The organism is Synechococcus sp. MU1611 (assembly GCF_020514255.1).
GTDB lineage: Bacteria > Cyanobacteriota > Cyanobacteriia > PCC-6307 > Cyanobiaceae > Parasynechococcus.
On record NZ_VTLC01000001.1, the window covers coordinates 632,010 to 646,550 of the forward strand.

Here is a 14,541-nt window from a genome sequence, read left to right on the forward strand (position 1 = left end):
GCTTGAGCATGGGAGTGAAGCCAACGATTGCGAAATTCCGGCCGAGCTAAACATCTATCGTGGCTGGAGACTTGAGTGGGCTTGGCCTGCTTAGGACGGACGGTCGATGCTGCTTCCGTCGAAGTCGAAGATGTAAGCCGACTCCTCCGTCACCAGTTGGCGTATTTCCTGACGGGGGATGTAAAGCAATTCTGTCTCGCCGGCCTTGCAGGCTTCTGCATGTCGGCAGTAGTAACAGGCATAACCAGCACAGGGTTTCTCGACCCTGGGGTCGTGATCGACGCAATGCTCTTCCATCAAGGAGCGCACAAGACGACAACAGAAATGTTGCTTCTGGATTTCCATCAACGTGAAATCCCTCAGCACATCTTGCATGCTGCGGTTTACCGAGGCGCAATACGCTTTCAGCAAAGTGTGCTCTGACTCGGCCATTTTGACATTGACCACCTTGTCAGCCTGAATTGCAGCCGCACCCATAGCGTCTCTAAGACTATCAATAGATTGTAACGACACCGCAAGGGTGTTGAATTTTCTTTTAAAAATAGTTCCAACTAACCACAATCAGAGATCGCTCATCAGACTCAAAACGTCTGAGACAGTTGGCTTCGAATTGAACGATCGACAACAGAAAGTGTCCTGCGGCGAGCCTAAGCCAAGGCAGTAAGCCTGAAAGGGTGAACAACACTTTTCCACCATCAACAAAACAACTTGGCAATAGAACAGTTAACATTATTCATGGCAGGAGCATGAACCCTAGAGCAAGACTTTAACCAATGTCTATTAAAAACAATCACAGCAGAAATAACTTGATTAACGAACAAAATAATAGCGAACTTCCAGCAACGCATTGCTCCGGCAACCGTGATAATTGTTAAATTCTTGACAACAATCCAACCATTCTGTTGCACAGGTGATTCGAACAAGCCAAGCGGGATTCTGATCATCAATATTGCAAATAATCATGTCGCTTAACAATTTATTTGTTCGACCTTTTGACATCCACCCAGAGCAAGAGCTCATTTGTTTAATGCCTGATAGCCCCAGAGACGCTTCGGGGGGAGGGGGACCTGGCCCTACCCGACGACACAACACCTCAGAGGGGCCCTTGGCCGCAAAAGCAGATCAAAGCGCAGGGCCTCTATCGAGTAACCCAGAAGCAACCCCATAGAATCTCAGCAGTTGCTTTCGGGTGACTTTGAAGGTACTCTTGAGTTGCTTCGGCAGCACACGGGTCATGATCAGAACCTCCACCCGCGAAACCCAGGTCAAACTCACGGTCTCGGTTCCACCGAGCCTTCATGTGCTGCTTCGCAGCTGGGCGCTATGCGAAGGCCGAGAGCTCACCAGTGTTGTGCTCCAGTGCGTTGAGCATTCAGTGCGCCAACTCAAGAGCAATGGCTCTATTCCCGGCGCAGCCATCCGTGCTTACGAGGGTGCCTGTGATGAACGCTTGGCTGTGGGAGGTCTTTGATCGTGCAGATCGAACGGATGGAACAAGCTCTCCAGGCGCCGGTCATGGAAGCAGTGATTGCCCTAAGCGAACGGGTGCAAACTCTGAAGGACAATCCCGAGGGGCGGATCTACACCGCGTATCGCGCCATTGATCAAACTCTCACCCTGGGATATTGCGACAACATCGAAGCGATTGATCAACAGTTCCGCGATCGCGATTTTGTCGTCCTCGCTAGTCGTCGGGGAACCCGTCGTGAGCAACGATTGCTTCTGCTTACCCTCAAAGAAATAGGGATCACTGGCAGCTATAGCGAGAACTGCTTTAAAGCCTCAGCCCACACCTTGATTCATCTCAAACACCTCGGCTGGCCTCTTGGCCGCTTGAAGCACAGGATCAACAACAGCAAAACGCGCAAGCGGTTCAACTCTGAGCGGTGATTAAGGAACGACTGCGTTGAACTAACGAGGCCACAGCAGCTGGATCTGATGCAGCTCGATCACCTGAATCCATGGCTCGATAAAGGTCTGCAACGGCCCAGGCCTTGGAGGCCGGTTCATCGAGGTGTCGAGGGATGAGATGCAGATGAAGGTGTTGGGCACCTTCACCGAAGGCGATCGCATACACGCGCTCGCACCCGGTGATCTGCTTCACAAGATGACTGGCATCTCTTACTGCGCGTCCCCAGTCTGAGGCCTCCGCCTCAGAGAAATCCACAGGTCCAGAACAGTGGCGTAGTGAATCAAGCAAGAGCCAGCCGGTGAGTGGGGCTGGGTCAGGGTGATGGCGCAGCACCCAGAGCTCAGACCGCCGAATCTCATAACGCTGTCGGGCTGCAGGGTCGGCATGCAGCTGACAAATGGCACAGCTTTCCACGGAGATGGTGTTGTTTAACGGAACACGGTTCAACGGCGCGCGGCTCCACGGCCGTTGCCGATCAAGCCGAAGTCAATGATGAGTCCGATCAAAACCACCAACAGTCCACTGAAGGAGGAGACTCCTCCAAACGACGCCACTGCCCAGCAATACCCAAGAGTTGTTGTGGGAAGAAACAACAGGCCAAGAACGGGAAGTACTGGATTGGGAACACTGGTGCCAGTGAATGGCTGGAGAACGAAGCTGCTGTTGATCAACCACATCAACACCAAGACAAGGCGTGGGGCAAGCAAGCCAATGGCCGCCAGAAGACACATCGCGGTAAAGACGTTGAGTCATCCATAGCGCCGTCACCGGAGCAGGAAAGCCTCGTCACCAGAAGATTCAGGTTTCGAAGGAACAGTTCATCGCTAACTCGAAGGGAACTGAAGCATCCGGCAGCGACAGCAGGGTGCTGGAAAGCATCGCCAGGTCACCGGGTTGGGTCATTTCTGCCGGTTGTACCGCCGTCACCGCACGAGCCATGTCGGTGTTGACCCAACTGGGACAGATCGCGGTCACGCGAATCCCCTGGTCCCAGCCTTCATTGCGCATGCTCTGGCAAAGCGCCATCAAGGCGTATTTGCTAACGGGGTATCCCGCCATCCGACCCTTGACGCGCTTGCCACTCATCGAGACCAGAACCTGAATCCGCCCATGGCCACAGGACGCCAAGAATGGCCAGGTCGCGCGAGTCAGCCACCAGGGTCCCATCACATTGACGGACCAGAGTTCATCCAGGTCGCGCTCTTCGCCATTGGCAAACAGCAGCGGGGTGCGATGCAAAATTCCAGCACAGTGGATGAGGGTGTCGATCTGTCCCCACTGGTGAATGGTGGCCTCCACCCAGGCTTCAGCACTCGCGGGTTCCCTGGCGTCGTAGGGATGATGGGCAACACGGTCGACATCAAGTTCCGTTCCCCTGAGTGAATCTGGATCTCGCAAGCCGAGGCTGAGACGATGACCGTCGTCAAGGAGCCGCTTCGCAATGGACCGACCGATGCCTCGACTGGCTCCGGTGAGCAAGACAGTGCGTGGCATCAGGTCACGTTCAAGAGTTGATTGAGAAGAGATTGTGGTGTCGATGCATCCACCAGAAGAGCTCGATTTTGCATCGTCATGAATCCTGTCGAGACGCTTTCATCCAGAAATCTCAGCAAAGCGTCGAAGTAGCCATTGACGTTGAGCATGCCGATCGGTTTGGCATGAAAACCAAGCTGAGCCCATGTCAATGCCTCAAACAACTCCTCCAGCGTTCCAAGACCACCGGGCATTGCAATTACCGCATCAGCCAACTCAATCATCCGCGCTTTGCGCTCATGCATCGAGCCCACAACATCCAGACGGGTCAAGCCGGTATGCACGACCTCATCGAGCATCAACGGCTCAGGGATTACCCCGATCACCTCACCACCAGAAGCCAGAGCGGCATCAGCAACGGCGCCCATCAAACCAATCCGGGCACCGCCATAAACCAGGGAGATGTCATCGGAGGCAAGCAAGGCGCCCAACTCATTCGCGGCAGCCTTGAACAAGAGAGACTCTCCACTCCGAGAGCCGCAATACACAGCGATCCGATGCATGACGCCCCTGCCGTGATCCGTCCATCTTCTCCTGCAGTGGCTGGCAGAAGCGACATCAATGCAGACAATCGCTTCGAATGGCACCTTGTGAACATGACCTCGTCTCGCCTTGAACTGCTGAGCAGTCACCGGATTCGTGACCCAGGGCTCGGCCTCAATGAACCTTCCGGGCTGACATTGAACCTTGATGGATCAGCGCTCTACACCGTCAGTGATGACACCAAGGCGATTTTCCGCCTTGACCTCAAGGGCAGGGTTTCGGTCGCCGACTCGTTCTTCATCGGCCTCGACGACCTGGAGGGGATTGCTATCCGCCGCGACGAAAGTGAACTGCTCGTGGTTCAAGAGGCGACAAATTCACTCGTGGTGGTGGATCTCAACACCCGGCGTGAACGCTCTCGCCGCCCCCTGTCAGCCATGCGCAACTACGACACCATCGCTGACTATTTCCCAGATCCCCCAGACAACAATGGATTGGAGGGAATCACCGTAAACACCAGCAACGACCACGTGTTTGTCTTCAAGGAGCAACGACCAGGTCTGTTGATCGAACTCGACCCCGCCCTCACAACCATTCTTTCAACGAGGGTGCTGCAAACAGACCAGGGGTTCAATCACCCCAGGCTCAAGTCCGACAAAATTGATTTTTCCGGGCTGAGTTACGACAGCAGGAATGACACGATCTGGATTGCCAGCGACAAAGGTCAGTGCCTGTTCCAATACGACTGGACACGTGATGTTGTTCTTCAGCGCCTTGATCTCACCATCAGCACTGGAGCCAAGGAAAGGCAGATCCGCAAACCCGAGGGCATTGCCTTCGATCCGCAACGGAACAGGATGTATGTGGTGAGCGATCGTGACGCTGATCTCTACGTGTTCAAAGTCCATGACGACAGCTGAGCAGCGCAGAGTCCTGATCACTGGTGCAAGCAGCGGGATCGGGCTTGAAGCGGCAAAGATCCTGCTGGCCCGTGGAGATGAGCTCACCATCCTTTGTCGTAATGCAGAACGGGCCGGTCAAACCCAAGCAGCGTTGTCTGGATCTGTTCAGACCTGTGTTGCAGATCTGGCAGACCTTGGGTCCGTCGCCAAGGCGATCGACCACCTCCGTCAGAGCCACACAACATTCGATGCGATGGTGCTCAATGCGGGGTTGCAATACGCCGGACATCGTTCACCCCGTTGGAGTCAACAAGGCATTGAACTCACCTTTGCGGTGAACCATTTGGCCCATCAACTCCTGGTTGAAAGATTGAAGGAGCACGCCCGAGCCATCGTCATCACCGCCTCTGAGGTGCACAACCCATCCACTGGAGGTGGGAGGGTTGGCCAACCTGCAGGACTCGGCACGATGGAGGGCATTCACCAGGGGCCAGGGGCGGCCATGGTGGACGGCATAAGCCCTTTCAATGCTGATAAGGCCTACAAGGACAGCAAGCTCTGCAATCTGCTGATGGCTCAGGAGATTCATCGTCAAAGTCCTGGAGTACCCGTGGTGGCATGGAGTCCAGGACTGGTGATTCCACGGACATCAGGGGGTTTTTTCAGAAACAGTCGCCAAGCCAATCCCATGGGGCAGGCCTTGTTTGGATTTGTCGCCCGAGATCTATTGAGATTGACGGAAAGCGTTGAACAGGCCGGAGGTCTTTTGGTGCAACTCATCGACAAAGAGCTCAACCAGCCTGGATTCACCTACTGGAGCAACGGGCTGCTGGGGCCCGGACGACATCAATTCAGCCCAACTGAACCTTCCGAAGAAGCATCCGACAGCAACAAAGCGACGACTCTCTGGACGCTGTCGTCCAATCTGATCAAGGCGACGCTTTCAACATAAAACTGTTGTTCAGCCCCATAGAAAAAAGACACACAGACAGCAGAACGTCGGATCAATTTCCCGTCACTGACGGCTCAACCAAAAGCCAAGCTGAGGATGGGTTCCATCAGCGGGTCGACGATCATGGCTCCAATGACGACAGCCGTGCTGTTGGAGATCAACCCAAGGGTTGCGATCACCGCTGGCTGATCAGAAGAATGAAACAGCCAAGCGAAGGCTTGGATGATGCGATCCGTGCTTCGTACAGCTCAGTACGCGGGACACGACTTTCAAGATGAACCGCCCAATGCCCCGACAAGCTCTCAAGCAAGTGCCCCAGCGCCTTTCGCCTCTCAAGCACTCACGTTCCTGAATGGTGCACAGAGTTCTGAACGACACAGCAGACTTCACGACGATCACCATCAAGAGATGACGGGAGTGCTGGCGGCCCTCGGTGCAGCCATGGCCTGGACTGGAGCCAGTGCTCTTTGGCGTTCGCTATCGGGTCGGGTGACGGCAATCCGGCTCAATGCTTTGAAAAACGGCCTGGCAAGCCTGGTGTTTCTGCCGGTACTGCTCATGCTTCCGCGGGGTACCGAGGGAGAAGCTGTGTTGCTGCTGCTGATCAGCGGATTGATCGGTATTGCTGCAGGAGACAGCTTTTACCTCGGTGCTTTACGTCGACTCGGCACCCGTCGAACCCTCACTGTCGAGGCAAGTGGACCGGTTCTGGCAAGCATCGCTGGAGTCCTTGTGATGGGGGACAGCTTGAGTTCGAGGAACTGGCTTGGCGCCATCCTGGTGTCGGGCGCGGTTGTGCTGATCGCGTTACAGGCCAAGGAAGCAAGCCATCGACAAGAGGGTGAAATCGGCACCGAACTGAGCAGCGGTCTGATATTGGCCCTCATCGCTGTGATCTGTGGTCTGAGCGGAGCCTTTCTTGCCCGTCATGTCTTGATCAGCTCAGAACTGACGCCACTGCAGACGGCAGCCATTCGCTTGCTGGGGGGATGGCTTGGTCTGATCCCCGTGATGAAGGGGGCCTGGAGAAGATCAGCACTGACACGGCAGGAGCAGTGGAAGCTTGTGGTCGCCACCCTGATCGGAACCAACGGGGGCATCCTGTTGCAACAGGTCGTGTTGCAGACCATGCCCGTTGGACAAGGCGTCACGCTGATGGCTACGGCTCCGGTGATGGCTCTTTTTATTGGCCGAATGGAAGGTGATCCGATTCAGCTCCCCGGAGCTGCTGCTGCAGTGCTGGCCTTGGCCGGTGTGGCCTGCACAAGCCTCTGAAGAGCGGTTTCCACGGCTGAAGCTGCAGTGTTGTTCAACGCCAGCACCACAAGATCAGCACCGCAGCCAACCTCAGGACGCCAGGCATGGCTGGGGGCAGCTTCAAACCAGCTGTTCAGCCGTGGGCCCACCATCTGGACTTGAAGCGGAAGCGCTTTGCCCTGCAACCAGACGCGCCCTTTTAGACGAAGCACCTGCTGATCACGAACGAGGTTGGGCAGCAGCTGCTCGAAAGCCTGCCGATCCAGGGCGCCTTCCACGCGAACGTTGCTACCGACCATCTCGACGTGGGTGTGGTCGTGATGATCGTGGTCGTGGTCATGGTCATGGTCGTGGTGGTGATCGTCGTGGTGCTCGTGCTTATGGCTCTGATGCGTGGCCTGGTGCTCCAGTCCCAGCACAACAGCCGTCTCCACCTGTCCCTGAGAGACCGGAAGCAGAGCAGTTCCCGGTCGGACTTTGTTGCTAATTCCCTCCTTCACATCAGCCATCGCCGCAGCGTCCAGACGATCGGCACGACTGATCAAGACCAGGTCAGCGGCCTGGAGTTGATCCTCAAACAACTCGTCGATGGCTGTGAGGTGATCGAGGCTGGGATCCTCGGCGCGCTGACGCTCAAGCGCATCGGCGTCAGCCACAGGGCTGCCCTGCGCAAGGGCCTCGCCATCCACCAGCGTCACCACACCATTCACATGAACACGGCTGCGAATGGCGGGCCAGTCCAAGGCCTGAAGCAAGGGACGTGGCAAGGCCAGGCCGCTGGTTTCAACAACAATCCCATCCAGCTGATCCGCCCGTTCAAGCAACGTCTCCATCGTCGGGAGGAAATCGTCCTGAACCGTGCAACAGAGGCAGCCGTTGTTCAGCTCCACCAGGCGGCCGGCCACATCCTCCTCAGGGCAAAACCCACAACTGCGGATCAGATCACCATCAAGGCCCACACTGCCAAATTCATTCACCATCACCGCCAAACGCTGGCCGCCGCGGGTGAGCAGATGGCGCAGCACAGTGGTCTTACCAGCCCCAAGGAAGCCAGTGAACACGGTCACCGGCAGACGTTTTGGCATGGAAACTTAAGGACGACAGCCCAGGCTCTCACGGGTTGACACCCCGCTGATCGGGTTGGAGCCATCAGCCCTTGCGCAAAGGGCCCGCTGCTGAGGCAGATCGATCACGGCGTTGGTGAAATCAGCACCATCAATCTGCGCGTCGGTAAAACGGCTCTGCATCATCATTGCGTTGGTGAAATTGGCACCACGAAGATCGGCGCCTTCGAAGTGACTGGCAAAGCCGACGACATCGGAGAGGTTGGCGTCACGCAGATCGGCGCCCTGAAGTTGAGAGGTGTTGATCACAGCTCCCCGCAAATCTGTGCCGCTCAGATTCACCTCCCGCAGATCTGCCTTGAGGAACTCTTTCTCCTTGAGATCGAGGCCGTGCATGTCGGAGCTGATCTCCTGAACTGCAAACTGTCCGCGGAGTTCCGGAGCCGTGATGGCCTCGGCCGACTCAGGCCAGAAGATGGTGCTGAGACCCAGCAGGATCACCGCCAGCAGCGAGGCCGTACGTCGAAGGGCGCCCATGAGACCGGTAATTTGAGCAATCACGTTATGGCAAACACCAGCGGAGCGAGTCGTTATGGCCATGAGCCTGCGGGTGGTGGTTCCACCCCATCCACTAATCGGTCATTGGCTGACGATGCTGCGGCACCGGGAAACACCTCCAGCCCTTTATGCCACTGCACTGCAGGAACTGGGCCGCTGGCTCACCTACGAAGCCCTGCGGGACTGGTTGCCCCATCGTCGCGACACGGTGCCCGGGATGGACGGAGACACCGAAGGAACCATCGTTGAGGCTTCTGTGCCCCTGATCGCCATCCCAGTTCTTCCTGGTGGCCTCGAGCTGTGGCAAGGAGGACGATCCGTACTACCTGATGCATCCCTTTGTTTAGGGACATGCCCGCAGGAGATTGAGGCGAACGCTGGGGTGATTCTGTTTATTGATCAGATCCGCGATGGCCAGGCCACACTCAAGCTCCTGCAGGAGCTGCAAAACAAGGGTGTTGATGGGCGACGTCTGCGTTTAATCACCTCGCTGTGTGCCAGTCCGGGGCTGAAGCTATTGGGAGAAACCGTTCCCGACCTGACGCTGCACACTGCTTGCATCGACGAAGGTCTGGGTGAACAAGGCGAGATTCGTCCGGGAATCGGTGACCCTGTGCGACGGCTCAACCTCAGACGTTGAGAGCGTGACTAACCTTCAGTCAGGTTGATTGCACCCATGGCCCAGCAGCACGACACGGGCTCAGGCACCCTTGCAACGCTGGTCACCGGAGCAGTGCTCGGTGCCGCTGGTCTGGCCTGGTGGCTCTTGAATGAAGCCGACAGGCGTAGGCGCTATGGAGTGCAGAAGTCGATGTTGCATGCGCCGCGAATGCAAGACGGCTCTGAAGTGCTGGACAGCTCACCCAACGGTCACCTCGAGGAACGGGTGGAAAAACTGAACGCTGAGATCGCCCGCGTTCGCGCCCAACTTGAAGGTCTCGGTAGCGAAGGATGAGCGCTCGGTAGGTTGGCTTAATCGCCACTGGTCCGCTCCGTTACATGCTTCGCTCTGACGCCGTCACCAAGGGGATTCAGCGGTCTCCCAACCGGGCCATGCTGCGGGCCGTCGGTTTTGGAGACAGTGATTTTGGCAAGCCGATCCTGGGCATTGCCAACGGCTACAGCACCATCACTCCATGCAATGTGGGGCTCAATGACCTGTCCAAAAGGGCTGAGGAAGCAGCCCGACAGGCCGGAGGCATGCCTCAGATGTTTGGAACCATCACTGTGAGTGATGGCATTTCCATGGGCACAGAAGGGATGAAGTACTCCCTGGTGAGTCGGGAGGTGATCGCCGATGCGATCGAAACTGCCTGCAACGGCCAGAGCATGGACGGCGTGCTGGCTGTTGGCGGCTGCGACAAGAACATGCCCGGCGCGATGCTGGCCATGGCACGGATGAATATTCCGTCGGTGTTCGTCTACGGCGGCACGATCAAGCCCGGCAAGCTTGGCGGCTGTGATCTCACGGTGGTGAGCGCTTTTGAAGCTGTCGGCCAGCTGACCAGCGGCAAAATCGATGAAGCGCAGCTCACCGCGGTTGAGAAAAATGCCTGCCCGGGTGCTGGCAGTTGCGGCGGGATGTTCACCGCCAACACGATGAGTGCCGCCATCGAAACAATGGGTCTCAGCCTCCCCTACAGCTCGACGATGGCTGCGGAGGACGAGGAAAAAGCCGACAGTGCAGCGCGCTCCGCTGAGGTGCTGGTCGAGGCGGTGAAAGCCAATATTCGCCCCCTCGATCTGCTCACCAAAGAAGCGTTTGAGAACGCCATCAGCGTGATCATGGCGGTAGGTGGCTCCACCAATGCGGTGCTCCACCTTCTAGCCATTGCCCGCACAGCCGGTGTCGACCTGAGCATCGACGACTTCGAGCGAATCCGTCAGCGGGTGCCGGTGATCTGCGATCTCAAGCCCAGCGGTCGCTACGTAACCGTTGATCTGCACAATGCCGGCGGTATCCCCCAGGTGATGAAGCTTTTGCTTGATGCCGGATTGCTCCACGGGGACTGCCGCACGGTCGAAGGAAAAAGCCTGAAGGAGCTTCTGGCGGACGTTCCAGGAGAACCACCCACCGGGCAAGACGTGATCCGTCCACTCAGCGACCCCATGTACGCCAAGGGACATCTGGCGATCCTCAAGGGCAACCTGGCGACAGAAGGCAGCGTGGCCAAGATCAGCGGTGTGAAAACGCCTGTGCTCACTGGACCGGCCCGGGTTTTCGAAAGCGAGGAAAAATGCCTGGCTGCCATCCTCGACAAGCAGATCAAAGCCGGTGACGTGGTCGTCGTCCGCTACGAGGGTCCCGTCGGTGGACCTGGCATGCGGGAAATGCTGGCTCCCACCTCAGCGATCGTGGGACAAGGCCTTGGAGACAAGGTCGCTCTGATCACCGATGGGCGCTTCAGCGGTGGCACCTACGGTCTCGTTGTGGGCCATGTCGCTCCAGAAGCCGCCGTCGGAGGAACCATCGGCCTGGTTCAGGAAGGTGACAGCATCACCGTCGATGCCGACCAACTGCTGCTTCAACTGAACGTGGATGAGGCCGAACTGGAGCGTCGTCGTGCGGGGTGGACCAAACCGCAACCGCGCTATCGCAACGGAATTCTCGGCAAATACGCACGGCTCGTCTCCAGCTCGAGCCGAGGCGCAACAACCGATCACGACGACTGAGTCAAATGGCCGGTTGCACCAGAGCCCTTAAGCGTCGAGCCAGCGCCTCCAAAGGAGTGGCATCCTGCGGCGCCGAGCAACGTTGGCCCGAGGCCCCATCCATCCAAACCGGATGTCGCCCATGCCAGAGCATTGGGCGTTCGGGTTGATCCCACCAGCTGAGCATCAGATTGATCTCATCACCACTCCGATAAATCTCCAGCTCAAGATCCCGATCGGGATGGCGCTTGCCATCGCCATCCCGGCTTTCAATCCGCACATGAAGGTCGTCGAGTTGCTCAGGAGCTGAGGGGTCAATCAAGACCACTGCATGGCTCCATGGCTTGAGACAAACGTCGGCCGCCTTGGCGATCAACACCAGAAGGTCCATCGGTTCAGGGCAAGGCGCGGATGGATCGAATCAGCATTCGTATGGAGCCGGGGCGAAAGCCTGGATTGAGATCGCCCGCATCGCCGAACTTGGAGTGCAGCACCTGAATTCGCGTGATGCCACTGGGATCGAAGCGCAACGGCAAACCAACTGGCTTGGCACGCACCGTGGGCCTGAGCTGAGTGAAAGGCACCACCACCCGGGTCACCCCATCGGGATCAGTTACGGCATCAACCACCCAGCGCAGACCACCAGGAATCAATTCGGTGAGTCCCATGGCCCCATCACGGCAACCGATGGCAATCTTCAGCGTTCGACCCTCCCCCTCCACATCCAGCTGCAGAGCGGAGAAAGGAGAAAGGTCGAGCGGGGGTTGGAGGCGGGGCGAGCGACAGCTGACAAAACCGCCACCGGTTTCCACCAAATCTCCCTCCAGAACGAGTCCTTCTTGGGAAACATGACAACCCGCACGGGATCGGCCGCCCATGATGGTGTCATTGAGGCTGGCCCAGTCAGCGAAATCGCTGCCCTGGAAAAGAATCTGTTCAGAGACCGGCGGCTGCATCCTGATCAGCAAGGATCAGCACATCACTAGCAGGCTGAACCAGGCGTGCGGGAGTGCGCTCGGTGGACTCAGAAGGATCCAGCAGGCGCCGCAAGGCTTCTTGCTTGCCGACCCCACTCACCAGAAAAATCACTTGTCGGGCGGCACTGAGCACAGGAGCCGTCAAGGTGATCCGATCCAAGCCCTTGCCACGACCAATGGTTGTCCAGCGATCCACAACCGTTGGAGCATCCGTACCGGGAAAAAGGGAGGCGGTGTGACCGTCGTCGCCCAGCCCAAGCAGCATCACATCAAACACGGGAGGGACACCCGAACAAAGCCGGGAGACCTGTTCAGCAAAGGCGTGAGCGCTGGCCTCCGGGCTCTCAAGTTCCACCGTGGGCACAGGGTGGAAGGAGGAAGAAGCTCCAGGCCCAGGGGCGAGCAGGGTGCGCCGCAACATGCCCGCGTTGCTGGATTCATCCTCAGCAGCGACCCATCGCTCGTCACCCAGCACCACATCCACCCGATCCCAGGGCAGCCTCTCCTGACCAAGCAGTGAATAGGCACTGGCAGGGGTACTGCCTCCAGAAAGTGCGATCTGGCATCGGTCTCTTTGATCCAAGGCCAGATCGATCTGGGCAGCGATTGTTTCGGCAGCCCGGCGGGCAAGGTCCTGAGGATCCCTCGCCCGCTCGACGCGGTAGTTCGTCATGGATGACCGCTCAGCTGAGCCATTCGGTGTGGAACGTTCCCTCCTTGTCGACCCGTTGATAGGTGTGGGACCCGAAACAGTCGCGCATCGCCTGAACCAGGTTCTGGGGAAGGCGACCTGAGCGGTAGCTGTTGATGTAGTCGAGGGTGCTGCTGAAGCAGGGAACCGGAATGCCGGCTTCGGCAGCACCGGCAACCACCTTGGCCAGGCCAGGGAGACGGCGGTTGATCTGCTCGGCGAACCAAGGATCCACCATCAGGTTGGGCAGTTGGGGATCAGCGTCAAAGGCATCCTGAATCCGCTTGAGCAGGCGCGCGCGAATGATGCAGCCACCTTTCCAGATCTGAGCGATGGAAGGCATGTGGAGCTCATAGTCGAGATCCTGGGACGCAATGCGTAGCAGTTCCATGCCCTGGGCATAACTGGCGATGCAGCTCAGCACCGTGGCATCCATCAACGGAGACATGGCATCCTCAGGCGTCCCCAGATCAAAGTCCTTGATTGCGGGACCCTTGAGGATGGATTCAGCCGCCATCCGTTGGGGCCTCATGGAGCTCATCACACGCGCATTGAGCGATGCATAGATGGTGGGAACCGAGGCACCCATCTGCAGTGCAGTCACCACAGTCCAGAGGCCCGTACCCTTCTGGCCAGCCTGATCCGTGATCTTCTCGACCAGATCGGTTCCATCTTCAGGATCCTTGGTGCGCAGACACACCTCCGTGATCTCCACCAGGTAGGACGACAACTCCTCAGTGGCATTCCACTGACCAAGAACATCAGCCATCTGCACACCGGTCATTCCCTTGACCCGCTTCATCAGGTCGTAGCCCTCGGCCAGGATCTGCTCGATGCCGTACTCGATGCCGTTGTGGACCGTCTTGACCAGATGACCTGATCCACCGGGGCCGATATAGGTGACACAGGGGCCATCCTCGACCTGTGCCGCCATCTTGTTCACGAGGCTCTCGATGGCCTCATATGAGGCTTTCGTCCCCCCGGGCATCATGCTTGGCCCCTCCAAGGCGCCTTTTGCACCACCGGAGACACCCATACCGATGAAGCCAAAACTCTTACTTTCGAGCTGCTTCACGCGGCGTTCGGTGTCGTGATAATCGGAGTTACCACCATCAATCAGCAGATCTCCTTCTTCCAGATAGGGAGAAAGCTGATCCACCACAGCATCAACTGCGGGGCCCGCTTTCACCATCATCAAAATCCGGCGGGGGCGTTCAAGTTTGCCGACGAAGTCTTCAAGATCCGTGGCGCCCTGGATGTTCTTCTCCCTGCCGCGCCCATTCAGGAAGTCTTCAGTCTTCGCATAGGTGCGGTTGTAGACAACGCTGGAGAAGCCATTGCGCTCCGCGTTGAGGACGAGGTTTTCCCCCATCACGCCGAGACCGATGAGGCCGAAGTGAGACTTGGACATGGTCTGGAGGACCACTGACAACTGTGCTCAGTGTGTTGAGGCCGGACCGCTTCGACCGCAAATCACACAAGTTATGTCAGGAATGGGCCATCAGATTTCGGGGCCGACGGCCTTCCTGACAAGGGTTCAAATCAACGATCAGATGACCG

19 protein-coding genes and 1 pseudogene are annotated in these 14,541 nt (G+C 57.6%); 8 read left to right on the forward strand and 12 right to left on the reverse strand.

Annotated features, from left to right (window positions below):
• Positions 1-90: 90 nt before the first annotated feature.
• The gene (locus tag FZZ92_RS03760) at positions 91-345 is read right to left on the reverse strand and encodes a hypothetical protein (RefSeq protein ID WP_226422606.1); all 255 of its coding nucleotides are present in this window, start codon (positions 343-345) and stop codon (positions 91-93) included.
• 889 nt (positions 346-1,234) lie between these two features.
• Between FZZ92_RS03760 and FZZ92_RS03765 the strand changes: the two genes are divergently transcribed.
• Together FZZ92_RS03765 and FZZ92_RS03770 are read left to right on the forward strand one after the other, a co-directional pair.
• Positions 1,235-1,471: a hypothetical protein gene (locus tag FZZ92_RS03765; RefSeq protein ID WP_226422607.1), complete on the forward strand. Its 237-nt coding sequence runs from the start codon at positions 1,235-1,237 to the stop codon at positions 1,469-1,471.
• Between the two features lie 17 nt (positions 1,472-1,488).
• On the forward strand, positions 1,489-1,890 hold the full coding sequence (locus tag FZZ92_RS03770; RefSeq protein WP_226422608.1) for a hypothetical protein: 402 nt from the start codon (positions 1,489-1,491) through the stop codon (positions 1,888-1,890).
• Here FZZ92_RS03770 and FZZ92_RS03775 read toward each other — a convergent pair.
• The 4 genes from FZZ92_RS03775 to FZZ92_RS03790 form a co-directional block, all read right to left on the reverse strand.
• Complete coding sequence (locus FZZ92_RS03775; RefSeq protein ID WP_226422609.1) at positions 1,874-2,359, reverse strand: HIT family protein; 486 nt, start codon at positions 2,357-2,359, stop codon at positions 1,874-1,876. The genes FZZ92_RS03770 and FZZ92_RS03775 overlap by 17 nt on opposite strands.
• On the reverse strand, positions 2,356-2,643 hold the full coding sequence (locus FZZ92_RS03780) for a hypothetical protein (protein ID WP_226422610.1): 288 nt from the start codon (positions 2,641-2,643) through the stop codon (positions 2,356-2,358). Before FZZ92_RS03780 ends, FZZ92_RS03775 begins: the two co-directional genes overlap by 4 nt.
• Before the next feature lie 67 nt (positions 2,644-2,710).
• The gene (locus tag FZZ92_RS03785) at positions 2,711-3,406 is read right to left on the reverse strand and encodes an SDR family NAD(P)-dependent oxidoreductase (RefSeq protein WP_226422611.1); all 696 of its coding nucleotides are present in this window, start codon (positions 3,404-3,406) and stop codon (positions 2,711-2,713) included.
• Positions 3,406-3,948 carry a TIGR00730 family Rossman fold protein gene (locus FZZ92_RS03790; protein ID WP_226422612.1) on the reverse strand — a complete coding sequence of 181 codons (543 nt, stop codon included), beginning with the start codon at positions 3,946-3,948 and terminating at the stop codon, positions 3,406-3,408. Before FZZ92_RS03790 ends, FZZ92_RS03785 begins: the two co-directional genes overlap by 1 nt.
• On the opposite strand from FZZ92_RS03790, the gene FZZ92_RS03795 reads away from it, so the two are divergent.
• Both FZZ92_RS03795 and FZZ92_RS03800 read left to right on the forward strand, forming a co-directional pair.
• Complete coding sequence (locus tag FZZ92_RS03795) at positions 3,943-4,848, forward strand: SdiA-regulated domain-containing protein (protein ID WP_226422613.1); 906 nt, start codon at positions 3,943-3,945, stop codon at positions 4,846-4,848. The two genes, FZZ92_RS03790 and FZZ92_RS03795, sit on opposite strands and share 6 nt — an antisense overlap.
• The gene (locus FZZ92_RS03800) at positions 4,835-5,782 is read left to right on the forward strand and encodes an SDR family NAD(P)-dependent oxidoreductase (RefSeq protein WP_226422614.1); all 948 of its coding nucleotides are present in this window, start codon (positions 4,835-4,837) and stop codon (positions 5,780-5,782) included. Before FZZ92_RS03795 ends, FZZ92_RS03800 begins: the two co-directional genes overlap by 14 nt.
• A gap of 77 nt (positions 5,783-5,859) precedes the next feature.
• Here FZZ92_RS03800 and FZZ92_RS03805 read toward each other — a convergent pair.
• Positions 5,860-6,101: pseudogene (locus tag FZZ92_RS03805) on the reverse strand (DUF389 domain-containing protein); the annotation flags it as partial.
• A gap of 89 nt (positions 6,102-6,190) precedes the next feature.
• Here FZZ92_RS03805 and FZZ92_RS03810 point away from each other — a divergent pair.
• Positions 6,191-7,057 (forward strand): DMT family transporter, encoded by an 867-nt coding sequence (locus FZZ92_RS03810; RefSeq protein WP_226422615.1) that lies wholly within the window; start codon positions 6,191-6,193, stop codon positions 7,055-7,057.
• Here the strand turns inward: FZZ92_RS03810 and cobW are convergent.
• The gene (cobW, locus tag FZZ92_RS03815) at positions 6,994-8,124 is read right to left on the reverse strand and encodes a cobalamin biosynthesis protein CobW (RefSeq protein ID WP_226422616.1); all 1,131 of its coding nucleotides are present in this window, start codon (positions 8,122-8,124) and stop codon (positions 6,994-6,996) included. The genes FZZ92_RS03810 and cobW overlap by 64 nt on opposite strands.
• Positions 8,125-8,130: 6 nt before the next feature.
• Positions 8,131-8,640 (reverse strand): pentapeptide repeat-containing protein, encoded by a 510-nt coding sequence (locus FZZ92_RS03820; protein ID WP_115023243.1) that lies wholly within the window; start codon positions 8,638-8,640, stop codon positions 8,131-8,133.
• A gap of 55 nt (positions 8,641-8,695) precedes the next feature.
• On the opposite strand from FZZ92_RS03820, the gene FZZ92_RS03825 reads away from it, so the two are divergent.
• Genes FZZ92_RS03825 through ilvD form a run of 3 tightly spaced genes read left to right on the forward strand, consistent with a single transcriptional unit; the run spans position 8,696 to position 11,334 of the window.
• Positions 8,696-9,301 (forward strand): uracil phosphoribosyltransferase, encoded by a 606-nt coding sequence (locus FZZ92_RS03825; protein WP_226422617.1) that lies wholly within the window; start codon positions 8,696-8,698, stop codon positions 9,299-9,301.
• Positions 9,302-9,337: 36 nt separating this feature from the next.
• Complete coding sequence (locus tag FZZ92_RS03830; protein WP_115023247.1) at positions 9,338-9,616, forward strand: hypothetical protein; 279 nt, start codon at positions 9,338-9,340, stop codon at positions 9,614-9,616.
• A 44-nt stretch (positions 9,617-9,660) separates the two neighbouring features.
• On the forward strand, positions 9,661-11,334 hold the full coding sequence (gene ilvD, locus FZZ92_RS03835; RefSeq protein ID WP_226397706.1) for a dihydroxy-acid dehydratase: 1,674 nt from the start codon (positions 9,661-9,663) through the stop codon (positions 11,332-11,334).
• 1 nt (position 11,335) lies between these two features.
• On the opposite strand, the gene FZZ92_RS03840 is transcribed toward ilvD, so the two are convergent.
• From FZZ92_RS03840 to gndA, 4 genes are read right to left on the reverse strand one after another with little or no spacing between them, the layout of a single operon-like run.
• Positions 11,336-11,704: a hypothetical protein gene (locus FZZ92_RS03840; RefSeq protein WP_226422618.1), complete on the reverse strand. Its 369-nt coding sequence runs from the start codon at positions 11,702-11,704 to the stop codon at positions 11,336-11,338.
• Between the two features lie 4 nt (positions 11,705-11,708).
• A complete protein-coding gene (locus tag FZZ92_RS03845; protein WP_226422619.1) occupies positions 11,709-12,269 on the reverse strand; it encodes a CIA30 family protein in 561 nt (186 codons plus the stop codon).
• Positions 12,250-12,963 carry a 6-phosphogluconolactonase gene (pgl, locus tag FZZ92_RS03850; protein ID WP_226422620.1) on the reverse strand — a complete coding sequence of 238 codons (714 nt, stop codon included), beginning with the start codon at positions 12,961-12,963 and terminating at the stop codon, positions 12,250-12,252. Before pgl ends, FZZ92_RS03845 begins: the two co-directional genes overlap by 20 nt.
• A gap of 10 nt (positions 12,964-12,973) precedes the next feature.
• On the reverse strand, positions 12,974-14,392 hold the full coding sequence (gndA, locus tag FZZ92_RS03855) for an NADP-dependent phosphogluconate dehydrogenase (protein WP_226422621.1): 1,419 nt from the start codon (positions 14,390-14,392) through the stop codon (positions 12,974-12,976).
• Positions 14,393-14,541 lie beyond the last annotated feature (149 nt).

What these genes read in the sequence shown, in the direction of transcription:
- FZZ92_RS03760 (WP_226422606.1), bottom strand. Translation starts at nt 345, where the DNA reads ATGGAAATCCAGAAGCAACATTTCTGTTGTCGTCTTGTGCGCTCCTTG.
- FZZ92_RS03765 (WP_226422607.1), top strand. Translation starts at nt 1,235, where the DNA reads ATGATCAGAACCTCCACCCGCGAAACCCAGGTCAAACTCACGGTCTCG.
- FZZ92_RS03770 (WP_226422608.1), top strand. Translation starts at nt 1,489, where the DNA reads ATGGAACAAGCTCTCCAGGCGCCGGTCATGGAAGCAGTGATTGCCCTA.
- FZZ92_RS03780 (WP_226422610.1), bottom strand. Translation starts at nt 2,643, where the DNA reads ATGTGTCTTCTGGCGGCCATTGGCTTGCTTGCCCCACGCCTTGTCTTG.
- FZZ92_RS03785 (WP_226422611.1), bottom strand. Translation starts at nt 3,406, where the DNA reads ATGCCACGCACTGTCTTGCTCACCGGAGCCAGTCGAGGCATCGGTCGG.
- FZZ92_RS03795 (WP_226422613.1), top strand. Translation starts at nt 3,943, where the DNA reads ATGCATGACGCCCCTGCCGTGATCCGTCCATCTTCTCCTGCAGTGGCT.
- FZZ92_RS03790 (WP_226422612.1), bottom strand. Translation starts at nt 3,948, where the DNA reads ATGCATCGGATCGCTGTGTATTGCGGCTCTCGGAGTGGAGAGTCTCTC.
- FZZ92_RS03800 (WP_226422614.1), top strand. Translation starts at nt 4,835, where the DNA reads ATGACGACAGCTGAGCAGCGCAGAGTCCTGATCACTGGTGCAAGCAGC.
- FZZ92_RS03810 (WP_226422615.1), top strand. Translation starts at nt 6,191, where the DNA reads ATGACGGGAGTGCTGGCGGCCCTCGGTGCAGCCATGGCCTGGACTGGA.
- cobW (WP_226422616.1), bottom strand. Translation starts at nt 8,124, where the DNA reads ATGCCAAAACGTCTGCCGGTGACCGTGTTCACTGGCTTCCTTGGGGCT.
- FZZ92_RS03820 (WP_115023243.1), bottom strand. Translation starts at nt 8,640, where the DNA reads ATGGGCGCCCTTCGACGTACGGCCTCGCTGCTGGCGGTGATCCTGCTG.
- FZZ92_RS03825 (WP_226422617.1), top strand. Translation starts at nt 8,696, where the DNA reads ATGGCCATGAGCCTGCGGGTGGTGGTTCCACCCCATCCACTAATCGGT.
- FZZ92_RS03830 (WP_115023247.1), top strand. Translation starts at nt 9,338, where the DNA reads ATGGCCCAGCAGCACGACACGGGCTCAGGCACCCTTGCAACGCTGGTC.
- ilvD (WP_226397706.1), top strand. Translation starts at nt 9,661, where the DNA reads ATGCTTCGCTCTGACGCCGTCACCAAGGGGATTCAGCGGTCTCCCAAC.
- FZZ92_RS03840 (WP_226422618.1), bottom strand. Translation starts at nt 11,704, where the DNA reads ATGGACCTTCTGGTGTTGATCGCCAAGGCGGCCGACGTTTGTCTCAAG.
- FZZ92_RS03845 (WP_226422619.1), bottom strand. Translation starts at nt 12,269, where the DNA reads ATGCAGCCGCCGGTCTCTGAACAGATTCTTTTCCAGGGCAGCGATTTC.
- pgl (WP_226422620.1), bottom strand. Translation starts at nt 12,963, where the DNA reads ATGACGAACTACCGCGTCGAGCGGGCGAGGGATCCTCAGGACCTTGCC.
- gndA (WP_226422621.1), bottom strand. Translation starts at nt 14,392, where the DNA reads ATGTCCAAGTCTCACTTCGGCCTCATCGGTCTCGGCGTGATGGGGGAA.